At 40.5% G+C, this 23639-nt stretch carries 19 protein-coding genes; 8 read left to right on the forward strand and 11 right to left on the reverse strand.

From position 1 onward, the window contains the following. Window positions 1-156 precede the first annotated feature (156 nt). Window positions 157-3006, reverse strand: coding sequence for an aminomethyl-transferring glycine dehydrogenase (gene gcvP, locus MWU84_RS14700; protein WP_246902710.1), 2850 nt, complete (start codon window positions 3004-3006; stop codon window positions 157-159). A 141-nt stretch (window positions 3007-3147) separates the two neighbouring features. On the opposite strand from gcvP, the gene MWU84_RS14705 reads away from it, so the two are divergent. Continuing rightward, window positions 3148-3978: a hypothetical protein gene (locus MWU84_RS14705; protein ID WP_246902712.1), complete on the forward strand. Its 831-nt coding sequence runs from the start codon at window positions 3148-3150 to the stop codon at window positions 3976-3978. On the opposite strand, the gene MWU84_RS14710 is transcribed toward MWU84_RS14705, so the two are convergent. Next, window positions 3967-4194, reverse strand: a complete 228-nt coding sequence (locus tag MWU84_RS14710; protein WP_246902714.1) for a hypothetical protein — start codon at window positions 4192-4194, stop codon at window positions 3967-3969. The two genes, MWU84_RS14705 and MWU84_RS14710, sit on opposite strands and share 12 nt — an antisense overlap. Continuing rightward, a complete protein-coding gene (locus MWU84_RS14715; protein ID WP_246902716.1) occupies window positions 4191-4751 on the reverse strand; it encodes a sigma-70 family RNA polymerase sigma factor in 561 nt (186 codons plus the stop codon). The genes MWU84_RS14710 and MWU84_RS14715 overlap by 4 nt, the downstream gene beginning before the upstream one ends. A gap of 74 nt (window positions 4752-4825) precedes the next feature. On the opposite strand from MWU84_RS14715, the gene MWU84_RS14720 reads away from it, so the two are divergent. Together MWU84_RS14720 and MWU84_RS14725 are read left to right on the forward strand one after the other, a co-directional pair. Continuing rightward, window positions 4826-5185 carry a rhodanese-like domain-containing protein gene (locus MWU84_RS14720; protein WP_246902718.1) on the forward strand — a complete coding sequence of 120 codons (360 nt, stop codon included), beginning with the start codon at window positions 4826-4828 and terminating at the stop codon, window positions 5183-5185. Between the two features lie 67 nt (window positions 5186-5252). Further along, window positions 5253-5663 (forward strand): PH domain-containing protein, encoded by a 411-nt coding sequence (locus MWU84_RS14725; RefSeq protein ID WP_246902720.1) that lies wholly within the window; start codon window positions 5253-5255, stop codon window positions 5661-5663. 85 nt (window positions 5664-5748) lie between these two features. Here MWU84_RS14725 and MWU84_RS14730 read toward each other — a convergent pair whose 3' ends face one another. The 3 genes from MWU84_RS14730 to MWU84_RS14740 all read right to left on the reverse strand — a co-directional run bounded on the left by MWU84_RS14730 (window position 5749) and on the right by MWU84_RS14740 (window position 9524). Then, window positions 5749-7779: a M3 family metallopeptidase gene (locus tag MWU84_RS14730; RefSeq protein ID WP_246902722.1), complete on the reverse strand. Its 2031-nt coding sequence runs from the start codon at window positions 7777-7779 to the stop codon at window positions 5749-5751. Window positions 7780-7853: 74 nt separating this feature from the next. After that, on the reverse strand, window positions 7854-8354 hold the full coding sequence (gene purE, locus MWU84_RS14735; RefSeq protein ID WP_246902724.1) for a 5-(carboxyamino)imidazole ribonucleotide mutase: 501 nt from the start codon (window positions 8352-8354) through the stop codon (window positions 7854-7856). A gap of 15 nt (window positions 8355-8369) precedes the next feature. Continuing rightward, window positions 8370-9524: a 5-(carboxyamino)imidazole ribonucleotide synthase gene (locus MWU84_RS14740; RefSeq protein WP_246902726.1), complete on the reverse strand. Its 1155-nt coding sequence runs from the start codon at window positions 9522-9524 to the stop codon at window positions 8370-8372. A gap of 144 nt (window positions 9525-9668) precedes the next feature. Between MWU84_RS14740 and MWU84_RS14745 the strand changes: the two genes are divergently transcribed. The 3 genes from MWU84_RS14745 (at window position 9669) to MWU84_RS14755 (ending at window position 12648) form a co-directional block, all read left to right on the forward strand. Next, complete coding sequence (locus MWU84_RS14745; protein ID WP_246902728.1) at window positions 9669-10784, forward strand: adenylate kinase; 1116 nt, start codon at window positions 9669-9671, stop codon at window positions 10782-10784. Between the two features lie 163 nt (window positions 10785-10947). Then, window positions 10948-11949: a GTPase ObgE gene (obgE, locus tag MWU84_RS14750; RefSeq protein ID WP_246902730.1), complete on the forward strand. Its 1002-nt coding sequence runs from the start codon at window positions 10948-10950 to the stop codon at window positions 11947-11949. Window positions 11950-12120: 171 nt separating this feature from the next. Further along, window positions 12121-12648 carry a DUF4136 domain-containing protein gene (locus tag MWU84_RS14755; RefSeq protein ID WP_246902732.1) on the forward strand — a complete coding sequence of 176 codons (528 nt, stop codon included), beginning with the start codon at window positions 12121-12123 and terminating at the stop codon, window positions 12646-12648. 109 nt (window positions 12649-12757) lie between these two features. On the opposite strand, the gene MWU84_RS14760 is transcribed toward MWU84_RS14755, so the two are convergent. From MWU84_RS14760 to MWU84_RS14775, 4 genes are all read right to left on the reverse strand, one after another. Continuing rightward, the gene (locus MWU84_RS14760; protein WP_246902734.1) at window positions 12758-13132 is read right to left on the reverse strand and encodes a DoxX family membrane protein; all 375 of its coding nucleotides are present in this window, start codon (window positions 13130-13132) and stop codon (window positions 12758-12760) included. A 77-nt stretch (window positions 13133-13209) separates the two neighbouring features. Continuing rightward, complete coding sequence (locus MWU84_RS14765) at window positions 13210-19290, reverse strand: MG2 domain-containing protein (RefSeq protein ID WP_246902737.1); 6081 nt, start codon at window positions 19288-19290, stop codon at window positions 13210-13212. 208 nt (window positions 19291-19498) lie between these two features. Continuing rightward, window positions 19499-20284: an SDR family oxidoreductase gene (locus MWU84_RS14770; protein ID WP_246902739.1), complete on the reverse strand. Its 786-nt coding sequence runs from the start codon at window positions 20282-20284 to the stop codon at window positions 19499-19501. Window positions 20285-20329: 45 nt separating this feature from the next. Next, window positions 20330-20647: a cupin domain-containing protein gene (locus tag MWU84_RS14775; RefSeq protein ID WP_246902741.1), complete on the reverse strand. Its 318-nt coding sequence runs from the start codon at window positions 20645-20647 to the stop codon at window positions 20330-20332. Between the two features lie 161 nt (window positions 20648-20808). Here MWU84_RS14775 and MWU84_RS14780 point away from each other — a divergent pair, with 161 nt between their 5' ends. Next, window positions 20809-22170, forward strand: coding sequence for a Mur ligase family protein (locus MWU84_RS14780; RefSeq protein ID WP_246902743.1), 1362 nt, complete (start codon window positions 20809-20811; stop codon window positions 22168-22170). A 138-nt stretch (window positions 22171-22308) separates the two neighbouring features. Next, on the forward strand, window positions 22309-23100 hold the full coding sequence (murI, locus tag MWU84_RS14785) for a glutamate racemase (protein ID WP_246902746.1): 792 nt from the start codon (window positions 22309-22311) through the stop codon (window positions 23098-23100). Between the two features lie 41 nt (window positions 23101-23141). On the opposite strand, the gene MWU84_RS14790 is transcribed toward murI, so the two are convergent. Next, window positions 23142-23636 carry a dihydrofolate reductase gene (locus MWU84_RS14790; protein WP_246902822.1) on the reverse strand — a complete coding sequence of 165 codons (495 nt, stop codon included), beginning with the start codon at window positions 23634-23636 and terminating at the stop codon, window positions 23142-23144. Between the last annotated feature and the right edge of the window lie 3 nt (window positions 23637-23639).

Below are 23639 nucleotides of genomic sequence, written 5' to 3' on the forward strand. Positions count from 1 at the left end.
ATTTAATAGTATAAATATAAAACAATTGGTACGCCGTAATTTGTGTGCCTAGGGTTAGATATGATGTCCAAGATTATTCCACTTATAAATTTGCCAAAGAAAAAGCCTTTCACAATTAATGGAAAGGCTTTTAAATGCTTGTCTTTATTAGGGTTGTCAGGCTTCAACATAGGCTTCGATCGGAGCGCAGGTACATATTAAATTACGGTCTCCATATGTATCATCCACTCTCCTTACGCTAGGCCAAAACTTGTTTTCCATTAGATATGGTAATGGGAAGGCGGCCTGTTGTCTACTGTAAGGAAAATCCCATTGATCATTGGTGATCATTTCCAAGGTGTGGGGAGAATTTTTTAGGGCATTGTTGGTGTCCTCAGCAGATGCTACATCAATTTCTTCACGAATGGATAGCATAGCATTGCAGAATTTGTCCAATTCTGCCAAGCTTTCGCTCTCCGTAGGTTCTATCATAAGGGTTCCGGCAACTGGAAATGAAACCGTTGGTGCGTGAAAACCATAGTCCATAAGTCTTTTAGCGATATCCGTAACTTCTATCCCGTTTTCTTTAAAAGGTCTACAGTCGATAATCATTTCGTGGGCGGCTCTTCCTCTTTCCCCGGTGTATAGCACCTCAAATTTTCCGCTAAGCTTGTTTTTAATATAGTTAGCATTTAGGATAGCGGTCTTTGTAGACTGGGTCAATCCATTTTCCCCTAACATTTTTATATATCCATAGGAGATCAAACATACCAAAGAACTTCCCCAAGGTGCTGCGGATATGGCTGTAATGGCCTTGTTTCCTCCTGTTTGAATTACGGGGTTTCCTGGTAGAAATGGCACCAATTGTTCCGCCACGCAAATGGGGCCAACTCCTGGGCCACCACCACCGTGTGGAATGGCGAATGTTTTATGGAGGTTTAAGTGACAGACATCTGCACCAATGGTGGCCGGGTTGGTCAACCCCACCTGGGCGTTCATATTTGCCCCATCCATATAGACTTGCCCTCCGTTGTCATGAATCAATTTGGTAATTTCTTTAATGGAAGATTCGAATACACCGTGGGTAGACGGGTATGTTACCATTAGGGCGGATAGATTATCCTTGTACAAATTGGCTTTTTCCGCTAGATCGGTCACATCTATATTCCCATTTTCGTCGGTTTTTGTAACTACTACCTTCATGCCCGCCATAACGGCCGAAGCAGGATTGGTGCCATGTGCGGAGGCTGGTATTAGGCAAATATTTCTATGGCCTTCCCCTCTGGACTCCTGATAGGCCCTAATGACCATTAGACCGGCAAATTCTCCTTGTGCCCCTGAATTTGGCTGTAAAGAAGTTCCTGCAAATCCAGTGATGATATTGAGATCTTTTTCTAATTCCTTCAATATAATTTGATAACCTTCGGCTTGATCTATGGGGACAAAAGGGTGGATATTTCCCCAACGCGCCAAGCTCAGTGGAAGCATTTCTGAGGCCGCGTTCAATTTCATGGTGCAGGAACCCAATGAAATCATGGAATGGTTCAAAGCCAAATCCTTGCGTTCCAATTTTTTTATGTAGCGCATCAATTCGGTTTCGGAGTGATAGGAGTTGAATACGCTATTTTTCAAAAATTTTGAGGTACGCCCAAGCTTGTTTTCAAGAAGGGAATTTGGTAAAAGCGATTTGATTGTAATTGTTTCTTTTCCAATGGCCTCCGCGAATATATTTACTATTGATTGTAGATCTTTCAGGGAGGTGGCTTCGTTCAACGCAATCGATACGGTATCTTTGTCAACGTAAAGGAAATTAACCTCATGCTTTTCGGCGATAGGCCTTATTTTGGAGGAATCTGCCTTTATACATATAGTGTCAAAATAAGATGTGTTGGTTTGGTACAGCCCTAATTTTTCAAGACTGTCAACTAGGGTAACCGCAGAGGAATGGACTTTATTTGCGATATATTTAAGTCCTTTAGGACCGTGATATACGGCGTACATTCCTGCCATTACAGCCAGCAGTACCTGTGCAGTGCAGATGTTGGACGTAGCTTTATCCCGTTTTATGTGCTGCTCCCTGGTCTGCAAGGCCATTCTTAAGGCCGGCTTGCCATCGGTGTCCTTTGTAAGCCCGATTATTCTACCTGGGATACTCCTTTTGTACTCTTCTCTTGTGGCAAAAAAGGCGGCATGTGGCCCGCCGTAGCCTAAAGGGATTCCGAATCGTTGAGTGGTTCCCACCACCACATCGGCTCCAAATTCACCCGGAGGCGTCAGTAAAGCCAGGCTCAAAATATCTGCAGCAACGGCAACTTTTATATTTTTCTCACTGGCGTTGGCTACGAATGATGCATAGTCATGTATTTGGCCATGTTTCCCGGGATATTGCAGCAAGGCGCCAAAATAATCATCACCAAACGCAAAACTTTCGTGCTTGCCAATGACCAGTTCTATTTCAAGAGGTGCTGACCTCGTTTTTAAAAGCGACAACGTTTGGGGCAATATCTCGTCGGAGACGAAGAATTTTAAAACCTTATTCTTCTTTTGATCCCGACTTCGTACATCAAAGAGCATAGTCATGGCTTCTGCGGCTGCAGTACTTTCGTCCAAAAGGGAGGCATTGGCCAATTCCATTCCAGTGAGCTCGGCAATTACAGTCTGGAAATTGAATAAAGCCTCCAAACGCCCTTGGGCAATTTCAGCTTGGTAAGGCGTGTAGGCCGTATACCAACCGGCATTTTCCAAAATGTTTCTTTTTATAACCGAAGGCGTTATACTTTCATGATAACCTAAACCAATATAGGATTTAAAAACCTTATTCTTCTCGGATAAATTCTGGATATGTGATAAATACTCGTGTTCACTCATTGGGGTGTCCAAAGCCAAGGGTTTTGCGAGGCGTATATCATCAGGAATGGTTTCGGTGATCAACTGGTCTACTGAGTTGACGTCAATGGTTTTCAACATCTGTGGAAGGTCTTCTTCTCTAATGCCGATATGGCGCAAGGCAAATACATCTGTCCTCATAAATTCAAGCTGTTTTAATCTAAAATATGGGTGAGCAAAAATACTCATTATTTATGTTTAATTTGCAGCTTTTAGCTCCAACTCTTTTCAAAGTTTTTAACTAAAATAAGGGGTTATGAACACTTTGGTTATTTTTGATTTATGAACTGGCCTAGATACTTATTTCATTTTTACCTGGATGCCAGTATACATGTAGCATTATCGGTTTTTGCATTTATTGAGATAACCTGTGTTTTTTTTGGCTTGTCCCGGGACAACCATATATCGTATCTTGTATTTTTCGGAACAATTGCGTGCTATAATTTTGTGAAGTATGGGGTGGAGGCCAAAAAGTATTTTTTAGTGTCCAACACTTATCACAAGAATATTCAGGTGGTCAGTTTTATTGCAGGAGCCTTTGCCCTTTATCATTCTTTTTTTTTGTCCTTGGAAGCTTGGATCGGAATTGCAGTTTTGTTGATTTTGACGAGTTTATATGCTGTTCCCTTATTGCACAATGCAAAAAATCTTAGGAGTTTGGGGGGACTCAAAATTTTTATTGTGGCCTTGGTTTGGGCGGGTACAACCGTGGTTTTGCCGGCTATAGCGGCAAATTTGACAGTGGATTGGGATATTGGGGTGGAGTTGGTACAGAGATTTTTAATGGTCCTGATCCTAATGCTGCCTTTTGAAATTAGGGATTTGGATTATGATGATCCGGCCCTAAGAACTTTGCCCCAACGATATGGTTACCAAAAGACTAAAGTTATGGGGGTTGTAGGTGTTGTTGTTTTTTTCTTTTTGACTTTTATGAAAGATCAGCTGACGTATTTGGAGATATTGAGTAAAGGCCTGGTTTTCATTGTTTTAGGAATGTTGATTTTGATGACCAAAAGAAATCAATCCAAATATTTTTCTTCGTTTTGGGTGGAGTCCATTCCAATTTTTTGGTGTGCCTGTATTTTGGTATTGGAAGCTTTTTTAAGTCCGTGATTTTAACTCATCTTTCATCTTTTCCTTATCTTCATTTGGAAGCGTCTTAATGTTGGCTTTGGAACATAGGGAAGTTAGTTCTGTATTTTTTTTGGAAAATTTTTGGCAGGTTTTACAAAACAATACGTGAATTCTGATCTTGATTTTATCCAACAAGGTAGCTTCGTTGTACTGAATTTTAGTGCAAATTATTTCAACGTCCTTACAGCTTTTCATATCTTGAACCAATTGTTGTTTAGGCAATCCATAAGAACAGTCCTTGCTCTATGAAGAATAACCCAAAGATTAGACGGATTGATATTTAGCTCCTTACACACCTCTTCCGTACTAAGTCCGTTTATGGTCTTTAGTGTAAATGCCAAAGCGTGTTTTTTTGGAAGCTTGGCGATACAGTCCTGGATGGCCGTGCCCAATTCTTCGTTTTCTATTTGGCTATTTTCCAATAGACTCATTGGATCCGCTACTTGCTCCTCCAAAAAATTACTATCGGCTTCACTATTTGGGTTTTGGGTAATGCGGACCATAGATTTGGCCTTTTTGGAATTTATTTTCCGATAATGATCTATCACCTTTCTTTTTAGGATGGAGATCAGCCAAGTGCGTTCGGCAGCCTCCCCCTTAAAATTTTTGGCAGATTTTAATCCAGCAAAAAAAGTTTCCTGTACCAAATCTTTGGCAATTTCGGAATCGCTTACCCGACTTACCGCATAGTTGAATAGGTAATCGGAGTAACTATCGACCCATATGTCCGGATTTAATGCTTGTTTTGCCATACCTGTTTGTCGATTCAAAAATAAGTGATTTTTTTTTGAAGAAGAATTCTTATTTTTGAATAAGTAAATAAATTATGAGAGCAATATTTCTTTTTTTGGTAATACTTGTGCTACAAACGGGCTGTTCACAGGATAATAAGGGCAAAATGTCGATAACCGACTTTAAGCAAGAATTACTGGATGATGCTATTTTGGTAGATGTCCGTACCCCAGAGGAATTTAGTGCCGGGCACTTGGAGAATGCCGAAAATATAAATTTGTACGACCCTAATTTTACAGATAAGTTTAAGGCTGTCGACAAAGACAAAACTATTTACCTCTATTGTAAGATGGGCGGACGTAGTGCAAAGGCTCAGGAGAAATTAAAATCCTTGGGCTTTAGCCATGTAGTTAACCTGGAAGGAGGATATGATGCTGTTAGGGCGAATAATTAAATCTAGGGCATAAGCTGGACTGTAACCGCCTTACTCAGTTTACATGGTTTCGGGCAATATGGTGGGTATGGTAAAATATAAGTCGAAAATTGCATGGATCCTGATACTGTTAATCTTCCTTCTATTGCTAGCTCCTTTGTACCAGATGTTGAAACATTCCGTAAGTGTTGGCTCCCTATTTTTGTTATTGCCCCCAATTTTTATTGGCTACATATTTATAACTACCTATTACGAGATTGGGAACGGGATTTTAAGGGTCAAAAGTGGGTTTCTCCTCAACCGTTGTATACAAATAAAGGATATTACTAAAATTGAAGCCACATATAATCCTATCAGTGCCCCGGCCACTTCGTTCGATAGGCTGGAGGTTTTTTACAATAAATATGAAAGCGTTATCATCTCGCCTAAAAAGAAACAGGCTTTTATAGCCCATTTAATACAGCTAAATCCCAAAATTCAGGATAATACGGGCTTGTAAATTGTATACTCCGGTTCAGGATAAAATGCACATATTAATACATTCCGGTAGCGGATTAGATTATTGTCATTATCGAATTTTGTAACTAATTGGTAGTCTCAGCTAATAAACCTGCTCTTTTTAACAGGGCCTCGATCTTTGGTTCGCTGCCTCTAAAACGCTTGTACAATTCCATGGGCTTTTCAGTACCGCCTTTAGAGAGTACATTGTCCTTAAACTTAGCGGCTACTTCTTGATTAAAAATCCCCTCTTCCTTAAAATAGGCAAAGGCATCCGCGTCCAATACTTCTGCCCACTTGTAGCTGTAATACCCAGAGGAGTATCCTCCTTGGAATATATGGGAAAATGAAGTGCTCATACAGGTTTCTGGACATTCTGGATACAGATCGGTTTCTTTGAATGCTAATTTTTCCTGCGCCTTTACATTGGTGATCGCCGATGGATCGGTACCGTGCCAGGACATGTCCAACAATCCAAAACTAATTTGTCTTAAGGTGGCCATTCCTTCTTGGAAGGTAGCCGAGTCTTTTATTTTTTGCACCAATTCCATAGGAATTACTTCACCCGTTTGGTAATGTGTGGCAAATAATTCCAAGGCCTCTTTTTCATAGCACCAGTTTTCCATTATTTGGCTAGGCAGTTCCACAAAATCCCAATAGACAGAGGTGCCAGACAGGCCGGGATAAACTGTATTTGCCAACATGCCATGTAGTCCGTGTCCAAACTCATGAAACAAGGTGGTAACTTCATTGAAAGTTAGTAATGATGGTTTGCTGGCGGTAGGTTTGGTGAAATTACAGACATTGGAAATGTGCGGCCGGACATTAATTCCGTTTTGTACATATTGGGCTTTGTAGGAAGTCATCCAAGCTCCGCCACGTTTTCCTGGTCTTGGATGAAAATCTGCGTAAAATAAGGAAACTAGATTTTTGTCCTTGTCGTATATACGATAGGTCTTCACATCGGGATGATATTTGTCTATATCAAAAACTTCTTCAAATTGCAGACCGAATAATTTTTCTGCCACTTTAAATACTCCGGCAATAACATTTTCAAGTTTAAAATAGGGTTTGAGTTTTTCATCGTCCAGATCGAAGAGTTTTTGTTTCAATTTCTCTGAGTAATAGGCCCCGTCCCATTTCTCCAAGCCGTCTATGTTATCCAATTCCTTGGCAAAATTTTCCAAGTCGGAAAATTCCCGCTCAGCTGCTGGTTTTGCCTTTTCCAATAATTCCTTAAGAAATTGATGGACCTTTTCCGGGGTTTCTGCCATTCGTTCCTCCAATACATAGTGGGCATGGCTCTTATATCCCAATAATTGGGCCCTTTCATACCGCAGGTTGGCAATGGCTATTATATTTTTCTGATTGTCCAATTCGTCATTATGAAAGCCTTTGCTTCCAAAAGCGATGGATAGCTCCTTTCGTAATTTTCTATTACTGGAATATTTCATAAAAGGAATATAGCTAGGATAATCCAAGGTAATCAACCAACCTTCTTTGTCCTTTGATTTTGCCAATTGTGCAGCTGCCTCCTTTTCGCCTTCCGGAAGTCCGTCCATGTCGGCCTCGTTGGTAAGGTGCATTTGATACTTGTTGGTCTCGGCCAAAACATTTTCCCCGAATTGAAGTTTAAGTTTGGACAGTTCGGCATCTATTTCCCGTAGCCGTTTCTTTTTTTCCGTGGGCAAATTGGCGCCGTTCCTGCTAAAACTTTTGTACTTTTTGTCGAGCAGGGTTTGTTCTTCAGTGGTCAATTCCAGATCATTCCTTTGGTCGTATACTGCTTTGACCCGTTTGAACAAATCCTCGTTCAGGGTGATATCATTGCTGAATTCCGACAATAGGGGAGATACCTCCTGGGCTATTTTCTGAATTTCTGGATTGGTCTCTGCTGAATTTAAGTTAAAAAAGACACTGGATACCCTATCCAATTGTTGTCCTGCAAAATCCAAGGCAGCAATGGTGTTCTCAAAAGTAGGGGTCCCTTTATTGTTGGCAATGGCATCGATTTCTGCTCTGGCATCCTCAATGGCCTGCAAAAATGCGGGTTTAAAATGTTCATTGTTTATTTTGGAGAATGGCGCTGTATCAAATGGGGTCAATAATGGATTCATATAGGGGTATTATATTTTTAATTCGATATTTGGTTTCAAGGGGGCAGGACTATTTTTTGTTCACTGTGCACTGCTCATTGTCCACTGTTCACTTTTTTCATTTCCTCCGCTCCTTCAATGACCTTTTGCTTAAGGCCTTCTTTGTAAAAGATAATCTTGTCCAGGACGCATTTGTCCGAGCTTCCGATTATCTGGGCCGCCAAAATTCCAGCATTTTTTGCGCCGTTGAGCGCTACTGTTGCAACAGGAACACCGCCTGGCATTTGGAGAATGGACAGGATGGAATCCCACCCATCAATGGAATTGCTACTTTTTACGGGAACACCTATTACGGGCAGTGGGGACATGGACGCTACCATTCCGGGCAAATGTGCAGCTCCACCGGCACCGGCAATAATTACTGAATATCCATTTTTATGGGCATTCTTACTAAAATCGAACAATTTTTCCGGGGTACGGTGGGCAGAAACAATATCAACGTCTACCTCAATATCAAAACCTTTTAATATATCAATGGCTTCTTGCATTACTGGAAGGTCGCTGGTACTTCCCATAACTATGGCTACTTTACTCATATCATTGAAAATTTCTTATTCGCTAATCACTTTTATAGTATTCTTGACTTGTTCGGCTATTTCTCTGGCTTCCTTAATGTCGTTGTTCACAATGGTTACATGGCCCATTTTTCTGAAGGGCCGGGTCTGTTTTTTACCGTAAATATGGGGTGTAACACCGTCCAGGCTCAAAATTTCCTCCATATTTTCATAAACAACATTTCCTGTATGGCCTTCTGCACCGACCAAATTCACCATAATACCCGCTACTTTGCTGGCGGTATTTCCTAAAGGAAGGTCCAAAATGGCACGGATATGCTGTTCAAATTGGTTGGTGTAGCTTGCCTCAATACTGTAATGGCCACTATTGTGGGGTCTTGGAGCAACCTCGTTTACCAAAATTTCGTCCTCCTGGGTCTGGAACATCTCCACGGCCAAAAGTCCTACATGTTTTATTTTATTGGATAGTTGCAGTGCTATTTCCTGGGCTTTTTCGGCAACTTTGGAGCCTATTCTTGCTGGGCAAAGTACATACTCCACCTGATTGGCTTCGGGGTGGAATTCCATTTCTACGACAGGGTAGGTTTTTACTTCTCCACTGGCGCTCCGTGCCACGATCACCGCTAGTTCATTTTTAAAATTCACCATTTCTTCAGTGATGCATTCTCCCGCAGGTAGACCGTTCAGATCTTCCAGTTTGCGGACTACCTTGACCCCTTGCCCGTCATATCCAAATTGGGTAGCCTTCCAGATAAAAGGGAATTTTAAACCTCCGTTGGCAATACTGTCTTCAATCTCGCTCTTATAGGCAAAACGCTGAAAATCTGCCGTGGGAATGCCATTGTCAATATAGAATAGTTTTTGCTTGGCCTTGTTCTGTATAATGCGCAGGGCCCGAGTGGGAGGAAATACCTTCAAACCTTCGTATTCCAATTTTTCCAGGGCATCCAGGTTTACGTTCTCGATTTCTATGGTCAACACATCTACTTTTTTGCCAAGTTTGTAAACCGCATCAAAATCCATTAAATCCCCCTTAAAAAATTCATTGCAGGCTATTTTGCAAGGAGCTTCGTCAGAAGGATCCAATACCTTGGTATGGATGTCAAATTTTCTTGTTTCGTACAAAAGCATTTTACCTAATTGACCGCCTCCTAGTATTCCTAGTTTAAATTCAGAAGAAAAATAGTTCATTGGAAATGATTCGCTTGTATTAAAGTAGATTGTATATTAGGGACAAAAATACAGCTAAATCTTAGAAACTAGGCCTGGACCTTTAAAAAAGAGAAATCAAAGTGCTATATTTGGCATCTTGAATTTATTATAAAAACATTAGTCTTGATTAAGCTACACGACAAATATTTTAAGCCTTTTATAAGTGAAGGCGAGATTATGGCTGCGATTAAAAAGATTGCGGACCAGGTCGCTGTGGATTACAAGAAGGAAAAGCCCATTTTTGTGGGTGTCCTGAACGGGGCCTTTATGTTCGTATCCGACTTTTTAAAAGCGTATCAATACCCTTGCGAGGTTTCCTTTGTGCGTTTAAGCTCTTATCAGGGACTTACCTCTACGGGAATTGTGGAAACGCTCTTGGATGTTCCGGAGAATATTGAGGGCAGAAGTGTTATTATCCTAGAGGATATTATTGATACAGGTAGGACCGTTAAAAAATTGATCGACCTGTTCTCCAACACCAAGGTCAAGGAATTTAAAATTGCCACCTTGTTTTACAAAGCTGACGTGTATAACGGGGAGTACAATATAGACTACTTTGGAATGAAAATCGAAGATAAGTTTATAGTAGGTTATGGATTGGATTATAATGAATTGGGAAGAAATTTAAGAGAAGTATATCAACTAAACCAAAAGCATATGATAAACCTAGTTTTGTTTGGAAAACCTGGTGCGGGGAAAGGCACGCAGGCTTCATTTTTAAAGGAAAAATATAATTTAAAGCATATTTCTACCGGAGATGTCTTTCGTTATAATATTAAGAATGGTACCGAACTGGGAACCTTGGCAAAATCATATATAGACAAAGGGGAGTTGGTGCCGGATGAGGTTACCATCAAGATGCTACAGGATGAGGTGGAGAAAAATCCCGACGCCAGTGGATTTATCTTTGACGGTTTCCCCAGAACAACGGCGCAGGCCAAAGCATTGGATAATTTTTTGGTGAGCAAGGAGATGAGGATCGATGCTACCATAGCCTTGGAGGCCAATGATGAAGTGTTGATACAAAGATTATTGGAACGTGGTAAAGTTAGCGGTAGATCCGATGACCAGGACGAAGAAATGATCCGTAATCGTTTTGATGAATACAATGAAAAAACAGCTCCCTTAAAGGATTACTATGATGATCAGGGGAAATTCCATAGTGTGAACGGAATAGGTTCCATAGAAGATATTACAAGCCGCTTGGCAAAAGTAATCGAGGAGTTACAGGCAGTCTAAGCTAGGAGTGTACTGTGATTGATGCTCCCAGTTTAGAGGAATTAACTTTTAATATGCCTCGGGGGTTCTAATGTTGGCCACCCATAATTTCTTGGTTTAAAAGTTGAACTATAAAAATTTTGTGGTCCTACTTTGATAGAACTCGGAACAATAAACTAAAAAAATGACGGAAGGAAATTTTGTGGATTATGTAAAAGTGCACCTGGAATCCGGTAACGGGGGAAAAGGCTCCGTGCACTTGCATAGGGAGAAGTTTATAACAAAAGGTGGACCAGATGGTGGTGATGGGGGTCGCGGCGGACACATAATTGTCCGTGGCAATAAGAATTTATGGACCCTTTTGGGTTTTAAGTTTACCAGAACTTTTAGGGCGGGTCACGGTGAGCATGGCAGTAAGAACAGAAGTAGTGGTGCAGACGGACAGGATGTCTATTTGGAGGTGCCCTTGGGGACCGTTATCAAAGACGCTGAAACGCTAGAAGTTTTATTGGAAATTACAGAGGATCAGGAGGAAAAAATTCTTTTGGAAGGTGGTATGGGAGGTCGTGGTAACTGGCATTTTAGAACAGCTACCAATCAGACGCCAAGATACGCCCAACCCGGAAAAAGTGGCCAGGAATTGGACCTTATTTTGGAATTGAAAGTATTGGCCGACGTAGGCTTGGTGGGTTTTCCAAATGCGGGTAAATCTACTCTTCTATCCGTACTAACCTCTGCCCAGCCCAAGATAGCTGACTATGAATTTACGACCCTAAAACCCAATTTAGGGATAGTGGAATACAGGGATTTTAAAAGTTTTGTTATTGCGGATATTCCCGGTATCATTGAAGGGGCAGCCGAAGGAAAGGGACTTGGACATTATTTTTTAAGGCATATAGAGCGTAATTCCACTTTGTTGTTCCTGATTCCTGCCGACAGTAAGGATATTTCCAAGGAGTATGAAATTTTGTTGGACGAGCTGCGCAGATATAATCCAGAACTGTTGGACAAGGACCGATTGATAGCCATCTCCAAAACCGATATGTTGGACGAGGAGCTTATTGCAGAAATGAGAAATGAGCTGGACAAAGATTTCAAGGATGTGCCTTATATGTTTATATCCTCAGTGGCCCAGATTGGCCTGGTAGAGCTTAAGGACAGATTATGGGCCATGTTGAATAAATAGTCCCATTTGTTTATTGAATATATGTGTCTGTTTTTATTGGTTATAATGTCCTGCGTTTTAACGAATACTTACCCTCATAAAAAACGCCATTAATAATTTTCACTATTTTAGAGTCTATTTAGGAGATTGCAATCACAATTTCTTAAACAGGGTCTTATAAAAATTGGAATAATGAAAAGTATAATCCCATTCTTGCTCTTGCTCTTTTTAGTTTCCTGTAGTGCCATTCGTGTAAATTATGACTATGATAGGGACACTGATTATTCTAAATATACCACCTATAACTACTATTCGGACATGGATACCGGCTTAAGTGAATTGGATAGCCGGCGATTATTGAGGGCTATTGATTCCACTATGCGGGCTAAGGGCTTTTTGTTGTCCGAAGAGCCTGAATTCTTAATAAATATTTTGAGCAGGTCTTTTCAGGCTCCTAGAAACAATTCAGTAGGGGTTGGTATAGGGGGTACAGGGAGAAATGTTGGTGGTGGAGTGTCTATTGGAATTCCTGTGGGAGCAACGAATGTGGAGCGGGAGATTCAGTTCGATTTTGTGGATAGCCAAAAGGATGAACTTTTTTGGCAGGCTATTACAGTAAGTAGTCTAAGGGAAAATAGCTCCCCTAATGAAAGGGAAGATAGAATACAGGCGTTGGTGACCAAAACTTTAGAAAAATACCCGCCGAAAAGTAGAAAATAATCCAAATTCCTTGTTGTAAGGGTCTAGAAAATGGTTAAAATATTATAAACAAGAAGCGGGACCACCTTTGGGTACCGCTTCTTGTTTTGATAAATTAGTTTTATTGATACTATGGTCTAAGTATATCTTTGTATCTGTCTTTGTATGCGTATAGCATTACAACATTAAGAATAAGCAACACTAAAGTTAGGCCAATGGAACCTGGTTCCAAAAATGCATTGAACAATAAAGCATTCACGGAAACAGTCATTAAGATAATCATCATTAATGCACCAAATTTATTGATCAATAATGAAAGTCCAGAAAGAATTTCTACTATGGCAACCACATAAAGGGTATTGGTGCTCGTTAATGCTGAAAAATAGTTCATAGCCGCTTCGGACATTTGTCCTGCCGGCATAAAATGTAAGAATTTATTCGCCCCGAAGACGATAAGAAAAATTCCAAAAACAAAGCGTAACGCAATAAAGAAGGTAGAGTTCATAATTCTTTGATTTTATGTTAGTTATTTATGAATTTATGAAAAAAAGCAATACCTTTTTAACAATATTTTATTTTTTGTTATTCAACATGAATCCGTACCCCTTCGCTATGACTACTAAATTCCGGGGCGTACATACTCTGAATGGTAGAAATTCCGTTGCTGAAATCCCCGGCATTGTTAACTCTTAGGTCATATTCAAAGACATATACCCCCTTGGGCAAATAGTCGAAAAAGAAATTGGTACTGGCATCTTTTGTGCTTTCATAATATCCTAGACCATCTTGCCATTTATAGCTGGACAGCACATTGATGGGTTCCATCCCCGCTGCCCTCATATCCTTCATATGCACATATTCCATTTGCCTATCTGCCCTTAATTCGATTCTTATGCGAACCAGATCACCAACATGTAAAGGTGTTTTGCCATTAATTTCTGATAATACCTCACCGGTATCCGTGTTATTTTTTAGGAAGACTTTCTTTTTTAATTTCAAAGGTGTATCGGCAGGGGTTATTTTGTCCAAATCTTCAAAATATTGCCAGTACAGAGCTCCCCAGGCAATGCCATCTCCTTTTTTCTTAAGCTGTACCTCTGCCATTTTTGGATTTATTTCGTTTTTGGTCCAAGTGGTTTTGTAATATCCGGTTCCTGCTTCCACTTGTATGTTTTCCAGTTTTGAGGGTTCAATTTTTTCACCTCCAACCAATACGTCCAAAGCTTCCGTTACGGATAACCACTCACTTCCTTGTAGCAGTAGGGCATATACTGCATCTGTGGTTGCCTTTGTGGTTTTCCATCGATTGGTCTGCTTGTTTTTTAGCAACCATATTTTTAGGTTATCTACTAATTTATCGTCATCCTTAATTTCGGAAAAAGCTTCTATTAGTAGTGACTGGGTCTCAATTGGTGCTTGGTACCAATACCAGGAATTGTTGTTTTCTTTCCAGTACATTCCCAATTCATCACTCAAAATACTATTTTCCTCCAAGGACTTAATTATTTTATTGGCGGTAGCTGTACTTCCGTTTCTAAAGAGAACTAGGGAAAGAAGCCCTTTTGAATACAGATCCCTTTTTGCCCAGTATTTTTGTGCCTGCTTGTTGTAGTAATCTATAATTTCGGCTACTTTTTTGGAAACCTTTATTTCTGGATAATAACTGCGCATGTACAAATAATGTATTTGGGTATGGCTCAAATGGTCTTCGTTAAGGTCCGTGGCGTATTTTTTCATTTGCTCGTATTCCTTCACAAACTCATCGTCCAAATAGGCAACCGCATTTTTTATTACCTGCTGTTCCTTGGTATTAACGCTCTTTCCAATCCCCGATTTTTCCTCACCTCCACTGGACGATGTTAATTTGTGTAGATGGCCTAAACCGGTGATAATATGTTGGGTAATAAATCGGTTTTCGGGACCTCCCTTAAACCAAGCCCAAGCACCGGACGACATTTGATTCTGTTGTAGTTTATTGAAGGCATTGTCCTGATCATTTTTCAACTTGTTGAGATCAAAGATTAGTGCTATACGTTTCTTTTGTTCGGTTTCTGATTGGGCATCCCTTAACCACGGAGTTTCCTGAATTAGAATCGATTTCAATTCCTCGTTTTTTTCAAGATTGCTCAGTAGGGCACCGGAACTTGCCCATTGGTCAAATACCTGTTGTATCCTAGGATTTGAATTGGCGATGTATCCCCCAAGGGTGTTGGCATAGTATCTAGAAAATATCTGCTCGTTACAGTCATAAGGGTATTCCATTAAATAAGGTAGGGCCTGAACGGCATACCAGGCTGGATTGGAGGTTATTTCCAGGCTAAGCTTGTGTTGTTTTAAGGTGGCGGAGTTGGTATTCTTTAATTTGTCCAACGTAAAGGTCTTGGTTTCATTGCCGCGCACCCACATTGGCATGGTTTCGGTTACCAACATGCGGTTTGTGAGTACCGGGAGTACATTTTGTTCCCCATCACTAAAATTGCCTGCTTTGGCCATTATCTTATACTGTACCGCTCCAATTCCCTCAGGTACTTTAAGGTTCCATGACACTTGAGTATTTCCCTTGGCATCTACAGTAAAAGTACTTTCGGGCATAACGATTCCTGAAGAGGTGTTGCTTATCAGTAATTCATCGGTGACCTCTCTTCCGCTAAAGGCATCCACCAATTCTAACCTAGCTTCGCCTTCTAACGATTTGTTCGTTAGATTCGCGATTTTGGTACTGATGACTATTCTATCGTCCTCCCGTAAAAAACGGGGTGCATTTGGGGTAACCATCAATTCCTTTTGGGTAAGGGTTTGCATGGTGGAGGTAGCGCTTTCCAAGGTCTTGGTATGTGCCAGTAGCTGTAGTTTCCATTTGGTCAAAGCCTCGGGAGTAGTAAAACTAAAGGAAACATTTCCGTCTTTATCGGTTAACAGCTGGGGAAAGAAAAAGGCAGTTTCCTGAAGGTTTTTCCTGATTTGGATGTCATCAAAGCCACTTTGGCTGTCTGTTGCTGTAGGGGGGACTTGGTTGTTGTCCCCATTGTTTTCAAGAGCCGGTGCCGCACTTTCGGTTACTATCATTTCTTCCAAGTCTTCTCCATCAGCTGAAGAGTCCATCATAGCTAGCGGGGCTCGACTCTTCATCATCATTCTGTTCCGCAGTCCATATCCAAAATGGAAACCAAACCAATCAAAGGAGTCATAATATTGAGGTTTATAAGTAAAACTATCCTCAAAATTTAAGTAGGAATTAAAGGTGGCAATCCCATAGCTTTTAAAGGCATTGAGATAGCTGTTGGAGTAATATTGACCCTTGTAGTTAGGGGAGAAACTCCAATGGTGATCTTTGAAGGCGTCCAGTGAGGCATCGTACATACTGGCCAGCAGTTCTGCGCTAACCTTATCGCCTTTGGGGCCTTTTATTTTAAAGGACCAAGTTTCTTCCTTACCAGGTTGGAGCTTATCCCGAAAAGTTACGGTTTCAATTGTTAGGTTGGTACTGGGGTAGGGAACAGCAATGGAAAGGCTGCCAGATTGAAAGGAATTGTAGACAGAGAAACTATAATTTATGGCAAATCCTCCCAGGTCATCCACTGTAACAGGAATTTCAATGGTCTTGGAGTTATTGTGCAATTCAGTTAGTTGTGTAGCCACAATTTTACGATCTTTTTCAATGAATAAAGATACCGTAAGGTTTTCCGCGCTGGAGAGCAAAGTAAGTTTTACTTTTTCTCCCGTGTTATAGAAATTTTTATCGGTCTTTATCTGAAAAAGCTGGTTGTCCGCTAAGATCTTGTCGTTGTTGCTATAAAAAGTAGTTTGCGTTATATCCTTTACCAGTTGTCCAAATTTATCCTTTGTTTCCAGTTCGATGACATATTTTCCGGACAACCATTTTTTTACGTTGCCCAAGTCAATTTGATTGGATTCTCCTGTGTCAAAATTGGATTCCCATACCAATTCCCCTTTTTTCCAAAAGGCGGGATTATCTTCCTTGCCAAAGGCATCATGAGGAAATAGTTCCTTGAATTTGGTTTTTCCAAAACCATCATAATCCGGTGCCGCCCAAGGTCTTGGTCTCAGAACATTGCTTGGGGCCTGCAATTTGTACATTTTTAAGCTTCCTTGGGCCGGGACAAACTGGCCGTTCAAGTTGTTGGTGGAGATGGTTATCTTGGCATTTTTATTGTCCTTATTCAGTGGGTCATCAATTTGGATATCGGCGGTAAGTGCATGATAGCCAACGTTGACCATGGTAGTAGCACTGTGGGTCTCGCCATTAAGGTCCGTAACGTCAGCTGTAACCTCATAGTTGAAGGTGGGAAGATTTTCCTTGGCGATACTTAGATCTGGTATTGCCTCAAAATTGATGGTGTATTTACCATTGGCATCCGTAACCGCTTCGCCATGGGCAATTTCTTGGGGAGTGCCGTCAAAATAAGGCAAATGCCAATAGTACCATTTAGGGTAATACACTACTCGGCGAACGGTATAGACTACCTTGGCATTGGTAATAAGACTACCTGAATAGGCATTGGCATTTCCCTGAACGGATATAGTATCGTTGACCCTGTAGGTTTCGGTTATGGGCTCTAGGGAAGTTTCAAATTTTGGGCGCTTGTATTCCTCGACGGAAAAATAACTAGTACCTTCAATATCTACTTGATCGGAATCTATTTCCAGATAATAATTTCCTGTGAGTCCATTATTGGGTAACATAAATTCTCCAGAAAAGGAGCCATATTCGTTGGTCCTGAATTCCCGTTGGGCAACTTTTTGATGATTTACATCTATTAGGCTTGCGGTAACTAAAGTATTGCTGAGCACAGATGACGCATCATCTTTTCGTATCATCGCTATCCCTTTAAAATATAGGGCTTGTCCCGGCCTGTAAATGCTACGGTCCGTGAATAGAAAACAGGAATAGTTGAGGTCTTCCCGCTCTTGGTCATACTTTGCGCCAACATAAAAATCTTCAAAGTGGGCCTCTTCACTTTTAGTGCTGACCATAATATCTACATTGTTCCAGCGCTCGCTGGACAGGGGAAGGGTTATCATCCCTTTTTCATTAGAAATCAAAGTCTTGGTTAGGATGGGCCTTTCGTGGTTTTGTTGATAGGAAAATTTTAGGGTAGCTCCCGATATTGGTTTTCCGCTGTTGCGATCAATTACTTGAAAGTTGTGGTCGGTACTGGTTTGTCCTTCCACCAATGCCAAATTGGTGACTTGGATAGGACTATAGGTAAAGCTGTTGCCGGAATTTGAATAGGGGGTGGCCAATATAATGTAGGACCCGTTACTTAATTCTGGCAATAAGATTTCTATTTTGTGGGATTGATAATCATTTTCATTGATAAGGTTGGCATCCCAACTTTTAACTTCCGCAAGTTTTTTAATAAAGGCCAATTTTTTCTCCTCTGGATAGAGGTTGTTAAGTTGTCCTATCTCCTTATGGGAAATCTTACGAGCTGATAGGTGAAGTGTATTGAGATTTTTGTATTCCAATAATAAACGGGAAGGTAGGTTCACCGGTATATGTCTTTCCGCGGTCAATTGAAGGTCTTTGGATAAAATCTCTGATTTTAGTGCCTTGCATTTTTCTGCGCCCCTACTTTTTGGAAATTGATCTATTGCAGATTCACATACCGCCATAGCCTCTTTCTGCTTCCATCTGTACTCATCCCTTATGTTGGGGTGATAACTGTTGCCCAATTCGCGGTACAACACAGCAATTTCATAGTGGTATAATGCCGAGTTATTATTGTTTTTAATAGATTCGGCGGAATTCTGTAAAACCTCCAGATAGTGTTGGTCCTTGTTGGGGAATACGGCATTTTCCTTAAGATACTTTAATCGCTCTATATCAACATCCACATAAGCTTCGCCGGAAGGTTTCCTGGAATGGAAATCCAAGAGTTGCTGATAAAGCTTTATAGCCTTGGTTTGCAATGAAGTATTGTCCCTGGTGCTAATTTGTTGTTCAACAAATAGTTTTCCCTCGCATAATATTTCTGGGTTGTCCAATTCAAATTTATCTGCCGGACGTGCAATGCTATTTTCACTGGTTCTATAAAAATCCAATGCCGAATGGGCCAATATATCAAATAGGGTTGGGCGATAGGCCTCGGACCCTTTTTGTTTATTAAGGATTACTTTGAACGAATCCACTTTTAGCTGTTGTAGTTCTAACGGCTTTTGTAATGAGGCCTCAAAATGTACGCTGATTTCATGGAAAATAGTGTTAAGGTCCCATGTTCTAAAATCAATGCTATCTACTTTTTCCACTGTTGTTGTGCGGTCGTAGAACCGATATCTGTTTTGTTGAAAATATTGCCAATACATATTTGCCAAATAACTTTCCAGGATATTGGAGGTAGGGAATTCGCTTTGGGCAATTTCCTGTTTAAAGTCCTGTACTATTTTTAATTGGGCATCTTCCTCCAGGGTTAGGACGTATTTGGAGGTGAATAATAGCGATTTTACAATTTCAACGGAATTCTGCTCTTTTTTAGCCTTTTTGGAAATTAGGGCTACTATCTCCAAGGCCGATTTGGTCATGGCCTCATTTTCTAATTTTTGCACCCTTTCCCATAACGAGGAGTAAGAATCTTTGGTAGATTGGGATTGCACCATTTGGGAGAATAGGATTAAGGTAAATATTGTTGCTATCTTTTTCATCTAAATTAATGTATAAAACAAAACTGGCCTTTATTTCAATGGTTTGCAATCCTCAATGAGTGAAAGACTCTTTTAAGTGAGTAAACACACCATAAAGTGACTAGATGCAAAAAGAATACCAACGTTGCTTTTATAGTGGCTGGATTTTTTTGTAGGATCCATGGAATCATTAGTACCTAAGGCTTGCGCTTAAACTTTTGGTCCAAGGTTAAATCGATTTAAGCAAACCGCCATCTATTGGAATATTGGTCCCTGTTATGAAAGAGGCATATTCGGAGGCCAGAAAAGCTACCAAGTAACCATATTCATCTGGATCTCCAAATCGACCTACAGGTACATTGGAGAGCATTTGATTTTCAACTTCTGTTATAGGAATACCCAGGGATTTAGCTTTGGCGTCGTTAAGTGACTTTAACCTTTCCGTATTAAAATACCCGGTTAAGGTACTGTTTACAGTGATATTGTATTTGCCAACATCGGAAGCCAGTGTTTTGGACCAGGTAATGACCGCGGCACGTACGGTATTGGAAAGGGCCAAATAGGCTAGTGGCTCTTTAACAGAAACTGAGGCAACATTTATAACACGACCGTATTTTTGGGATATCATTCCTTTGAGCGCTTGTTCTGTTGTAAATACCACGGTCTTAAAAAGAAGGTCAAAAGCTTCTTGGTAATCATCGATCTTTTTGTCCAAGGCGCCCCCTGCCGAAGGTCCTTGGGTGTTATTGACCAATATATCTACGGTGTTCGTTTTGAAGTAGGCGGTAATAATTTTCTTATAGGTGTCAAAATTGGTATAATCAACAACTAAGTACTGGTGTTGTTGTCCGTAATTGGTGGGCAAACTGGATATCAAGGATTTTAATTTGTCCTCGCTGCGGGCCATTACTGTTACAGTGGCACCGCTGATTGCCAATTGTTGGGCAATGGCCCTGCCTATTCCACGGCTACTACCACCTATCAAGGCTTTTTTGTTTTTGAGTGATATGTTCATCTTGGTTATATATTATAACGCTATTCCCTTTAGGCAATAGTAATTTTATCTATATTCTTCCCTTGTGGGGCTAAATACATCCATTAATTTACATGGGGTAAGTGCTAGGCCACTATGTGAAACGTGGGGTGGAATTATTACCAGGTCGCCCGGTTCATAGGTTTTGGTAATGCCGTCTAGGGTCAATTCAAATTTTCCTTCCAATACCTGCATCACCTGCTCATTCATGTGTGCATGTTCGGGAACTTTGGCTCCGGCATCCACCTCCCAAAAAGCAAGACTCATATTTTGGGTGTGAACAAGTTTTCCGTGGTAGCCAGGCATAATTTCTTTGGGAACAATTTCAGCTAGTTTTATTTTCATAGATAGTGTTCTTTGGTACTAAATTAAAAAATATTCAGGGTTCGGATATAGTTTTTAAGCTTATTCCAAACTTTAATTCTGCGATAGTTGAAACCAAAACAATAACTTCTTTTGATAGCCTTCAACAATGATTATCTTTAACCCCTTAAATTGATATTTTCATGCACATTCATTTTATTGCCATTGGGGGCAGTGCAATGCACAATTTGGCGTTGGCATTACATCATAAGGGATATATTGTTTCAGGTAGTGATGACGTAATTTTTGAACCTTCCAAAACTAGGTTGGAAGCCAAGGGTCTATTGCCAGAATCATTTGGCTGGTTTCCTGAGAAATTGAACTCTAATTTGGATGCGGTAATATTGGGTATGCATGCCAAGGCGGACAATCCCGAGCTGTTAAAGGCCCAGGAATTGGGATTGAAAATATTCTCCTATCCAGAGTTTCTATACGAACAGTCCAAGAATAAAACTAGAGTGGTCATTGGAGGTAGTCATGGCAAGACCACCATTACTTCCATGATATTACATGTTTTGAATTATCACGACATAGCTGTGGATTTTATGGTAGGCGCCCAATTGGATGGCTTCGATCGAATGGTGCATCTTACCGAGGAGAACGATTTTATAGTACTGGAGGGCGATGAATATTTGTCCTCGCCTATAGATCGGCGGCCGAAATTTCATTTGTATAAGCCCAATATTGCCCTTTTGAGCGGGATTGCCTGGGACCATATCAATGTATTTCCTACCTACGACAATTATGTGGAGCAATTCCGGATCTTTGTAGATAGCATTGTAAAAGGAGGCAGTATTACCTATAATGAGGAAGATCCTGAAGTGGATAAGGTGGTAAAAGCCTCTTTGAATACTATTCGAAAGCTCCCATATCACACTCCCGAATATACTGTGGAAAATGGGCAAACCATTTTGGAAACCCCAGAAGGGCCTATGCCGATAGAAGTTTTCGGGAGGCATAACCTGAGTAATTTGGCAGGGGCTAAATGGATATGTCAAAATATGGGTGTGGATGAAGATGATTTCTATGAAGCCATTGCATCCTTTAAAGGCGCCTCCAAAAGATTGGAAAAAATTGCAGAAGGTAAGAATTGCGTGGCCTATAAAGATTTTGCCCATTCACCTAGCAAGGTAATGGCTACTACCAAGGCCGTTAAAGAGCAGTATCCGGACAGAAAATTAATTGCTTGTCTGGAGCTGCACACTTATAGCAGCTTTAACCCGGAATTTTTAAAGGAGTACAGAGGTGCCTTGGAAGCTGCCGATATTGCAGCCGTTTTCTATCTTCCGGAATCGGTTGCGATAAAGAAGCTTAAGGAGGTGACCCCTGAACAAATATCGGAAGCCTTTGTCCGAGATGATCTACAGATTTTTACTGAAGCCGAAGTCTTCAAAAGCTTTGTTTTTGGTCAGGACTACGATAATTCCGTTTTACTTCTGATGAGTTCGGGAAATTATGGTGGATTGAATTTGGAGGAGGTAAAAGTGTTGGTGGAAAAGTATTAGACGACTGGCCTTTTGGTTAAATCCACATGAAGTAAGCTAGGGTCAATTGTAAAAAAAGGGATTTACAATTCTGAAAAAGAACCATTCCAAAATGCAATATTAATGTAACTTTAGGGCTACTTAATTTTTTTATTTTAAATGAATAAAGGTCCCATAGGTATTTTTGATTCCGGTATTGGAGGAACCTCCATATGGCGGGAGATCAATAAGATTCTGCCCAATGAAGCAACCATATACTTGGCCGATAGTAAGAATGCCCCCTACGGAGAAAAATCAAAAGAACAAATATTGGAACTTAGCATTAAAAACGTTGAGTTTCTTTTGAAAAAGGGTTGTAAGCTTATAGTGGTGGCCTGTAATACGGCCACAACAAACGCTATAAAAGAGCTTCGGGCAGCCTATAGTACGCCAATGATCGGAATAGAACCGGCAATTAAGCCTGCCGCCTTAAATTCCAAAACCAAAACCGTAGGTGTTTTGGCTACCAAGGGTACTTTGTCCAGCGCATTATTTAACAGTACCTCCGAAATTCATGCCAATGGCATCAAAATATTAGATCAAGTTGGTTCTGGATTGGTTGAGTTGATCGAGAAAGGAGAGGTTCATACTTCTGAAACCAGAGAGCTTTTGCAAGCATATTTGGAACCTATGCTCAGTAAGGGAATGGATCAATTGGTTTTGGGCTGCACCCATTATCCATATTTAATTCCCTTGATAAAGGAAATATTACCGGATAATATTAAGATTATCGATTCTGGCGAGGGAGTCGCAAGGCAGACCAAAAACGTTTTATTGCTAAATAATTTAATGAACCACTCCCAATCCGAGACTTTGGAGCATCAATTTTTCACCAATGCCGATGTTAGTGTTTTGGAAGGCTTTTTGAAGGATGTGAGTGTTCCTTATAAAGCGCAATATTTGGACTTTTAATGCGGTAGGGAAAATGACTTTGATTTAATGTTAAGACCTATTCAGTCTCTTTTTTTTACATAGGTGAGGTACGTAAAATCATATTTATGTCGCTCATCCTTAGCGTGGTATTCCTTATTTGTCAATTGCCATTTGTTTTCGTCAAAATCTGGAAAAAAGGTGTCCGCTTCAAAGGAAGCATGTACTCTGGTCAGGTCAATTTGGTTGGCGTGTTCCAGTCCGAGCTTATAAATTTCCCCTCCACCTATGATAAAGGAAAGGGATTCCTCTTTTACGAGATCCAATGCCTCATCCAACGAATGTACCACAATGCAATCTGCATAGATTGTAGAATAGTCCGTGTCTCTGGTTATGATGATATGGGTTCTATTGGGCAAAGGTTTGGGAAAGCTCTCAAAAGTTTTTCGTCCCATAATTATTTTATGACCTGAGGTGAGGGTTTTAAAACGTTTAAAATCATCGGGTAAATGCCATAATAGGTCATTGTCCTTTCCAAGGGCGTTATTCTCTGCAGCCGCTGCTATAATTGATAGAATGTT

The organism is Arenibacter sp. F20364, from assembly GCF_023015905.1.
In the GTDB taxonomy this organism is placed as follows: domain Bacteria; phylum Bacteroidota; class Bacteroidia; order Flavobacteriales; family Flavobacteriaceae; genus Arenibacter.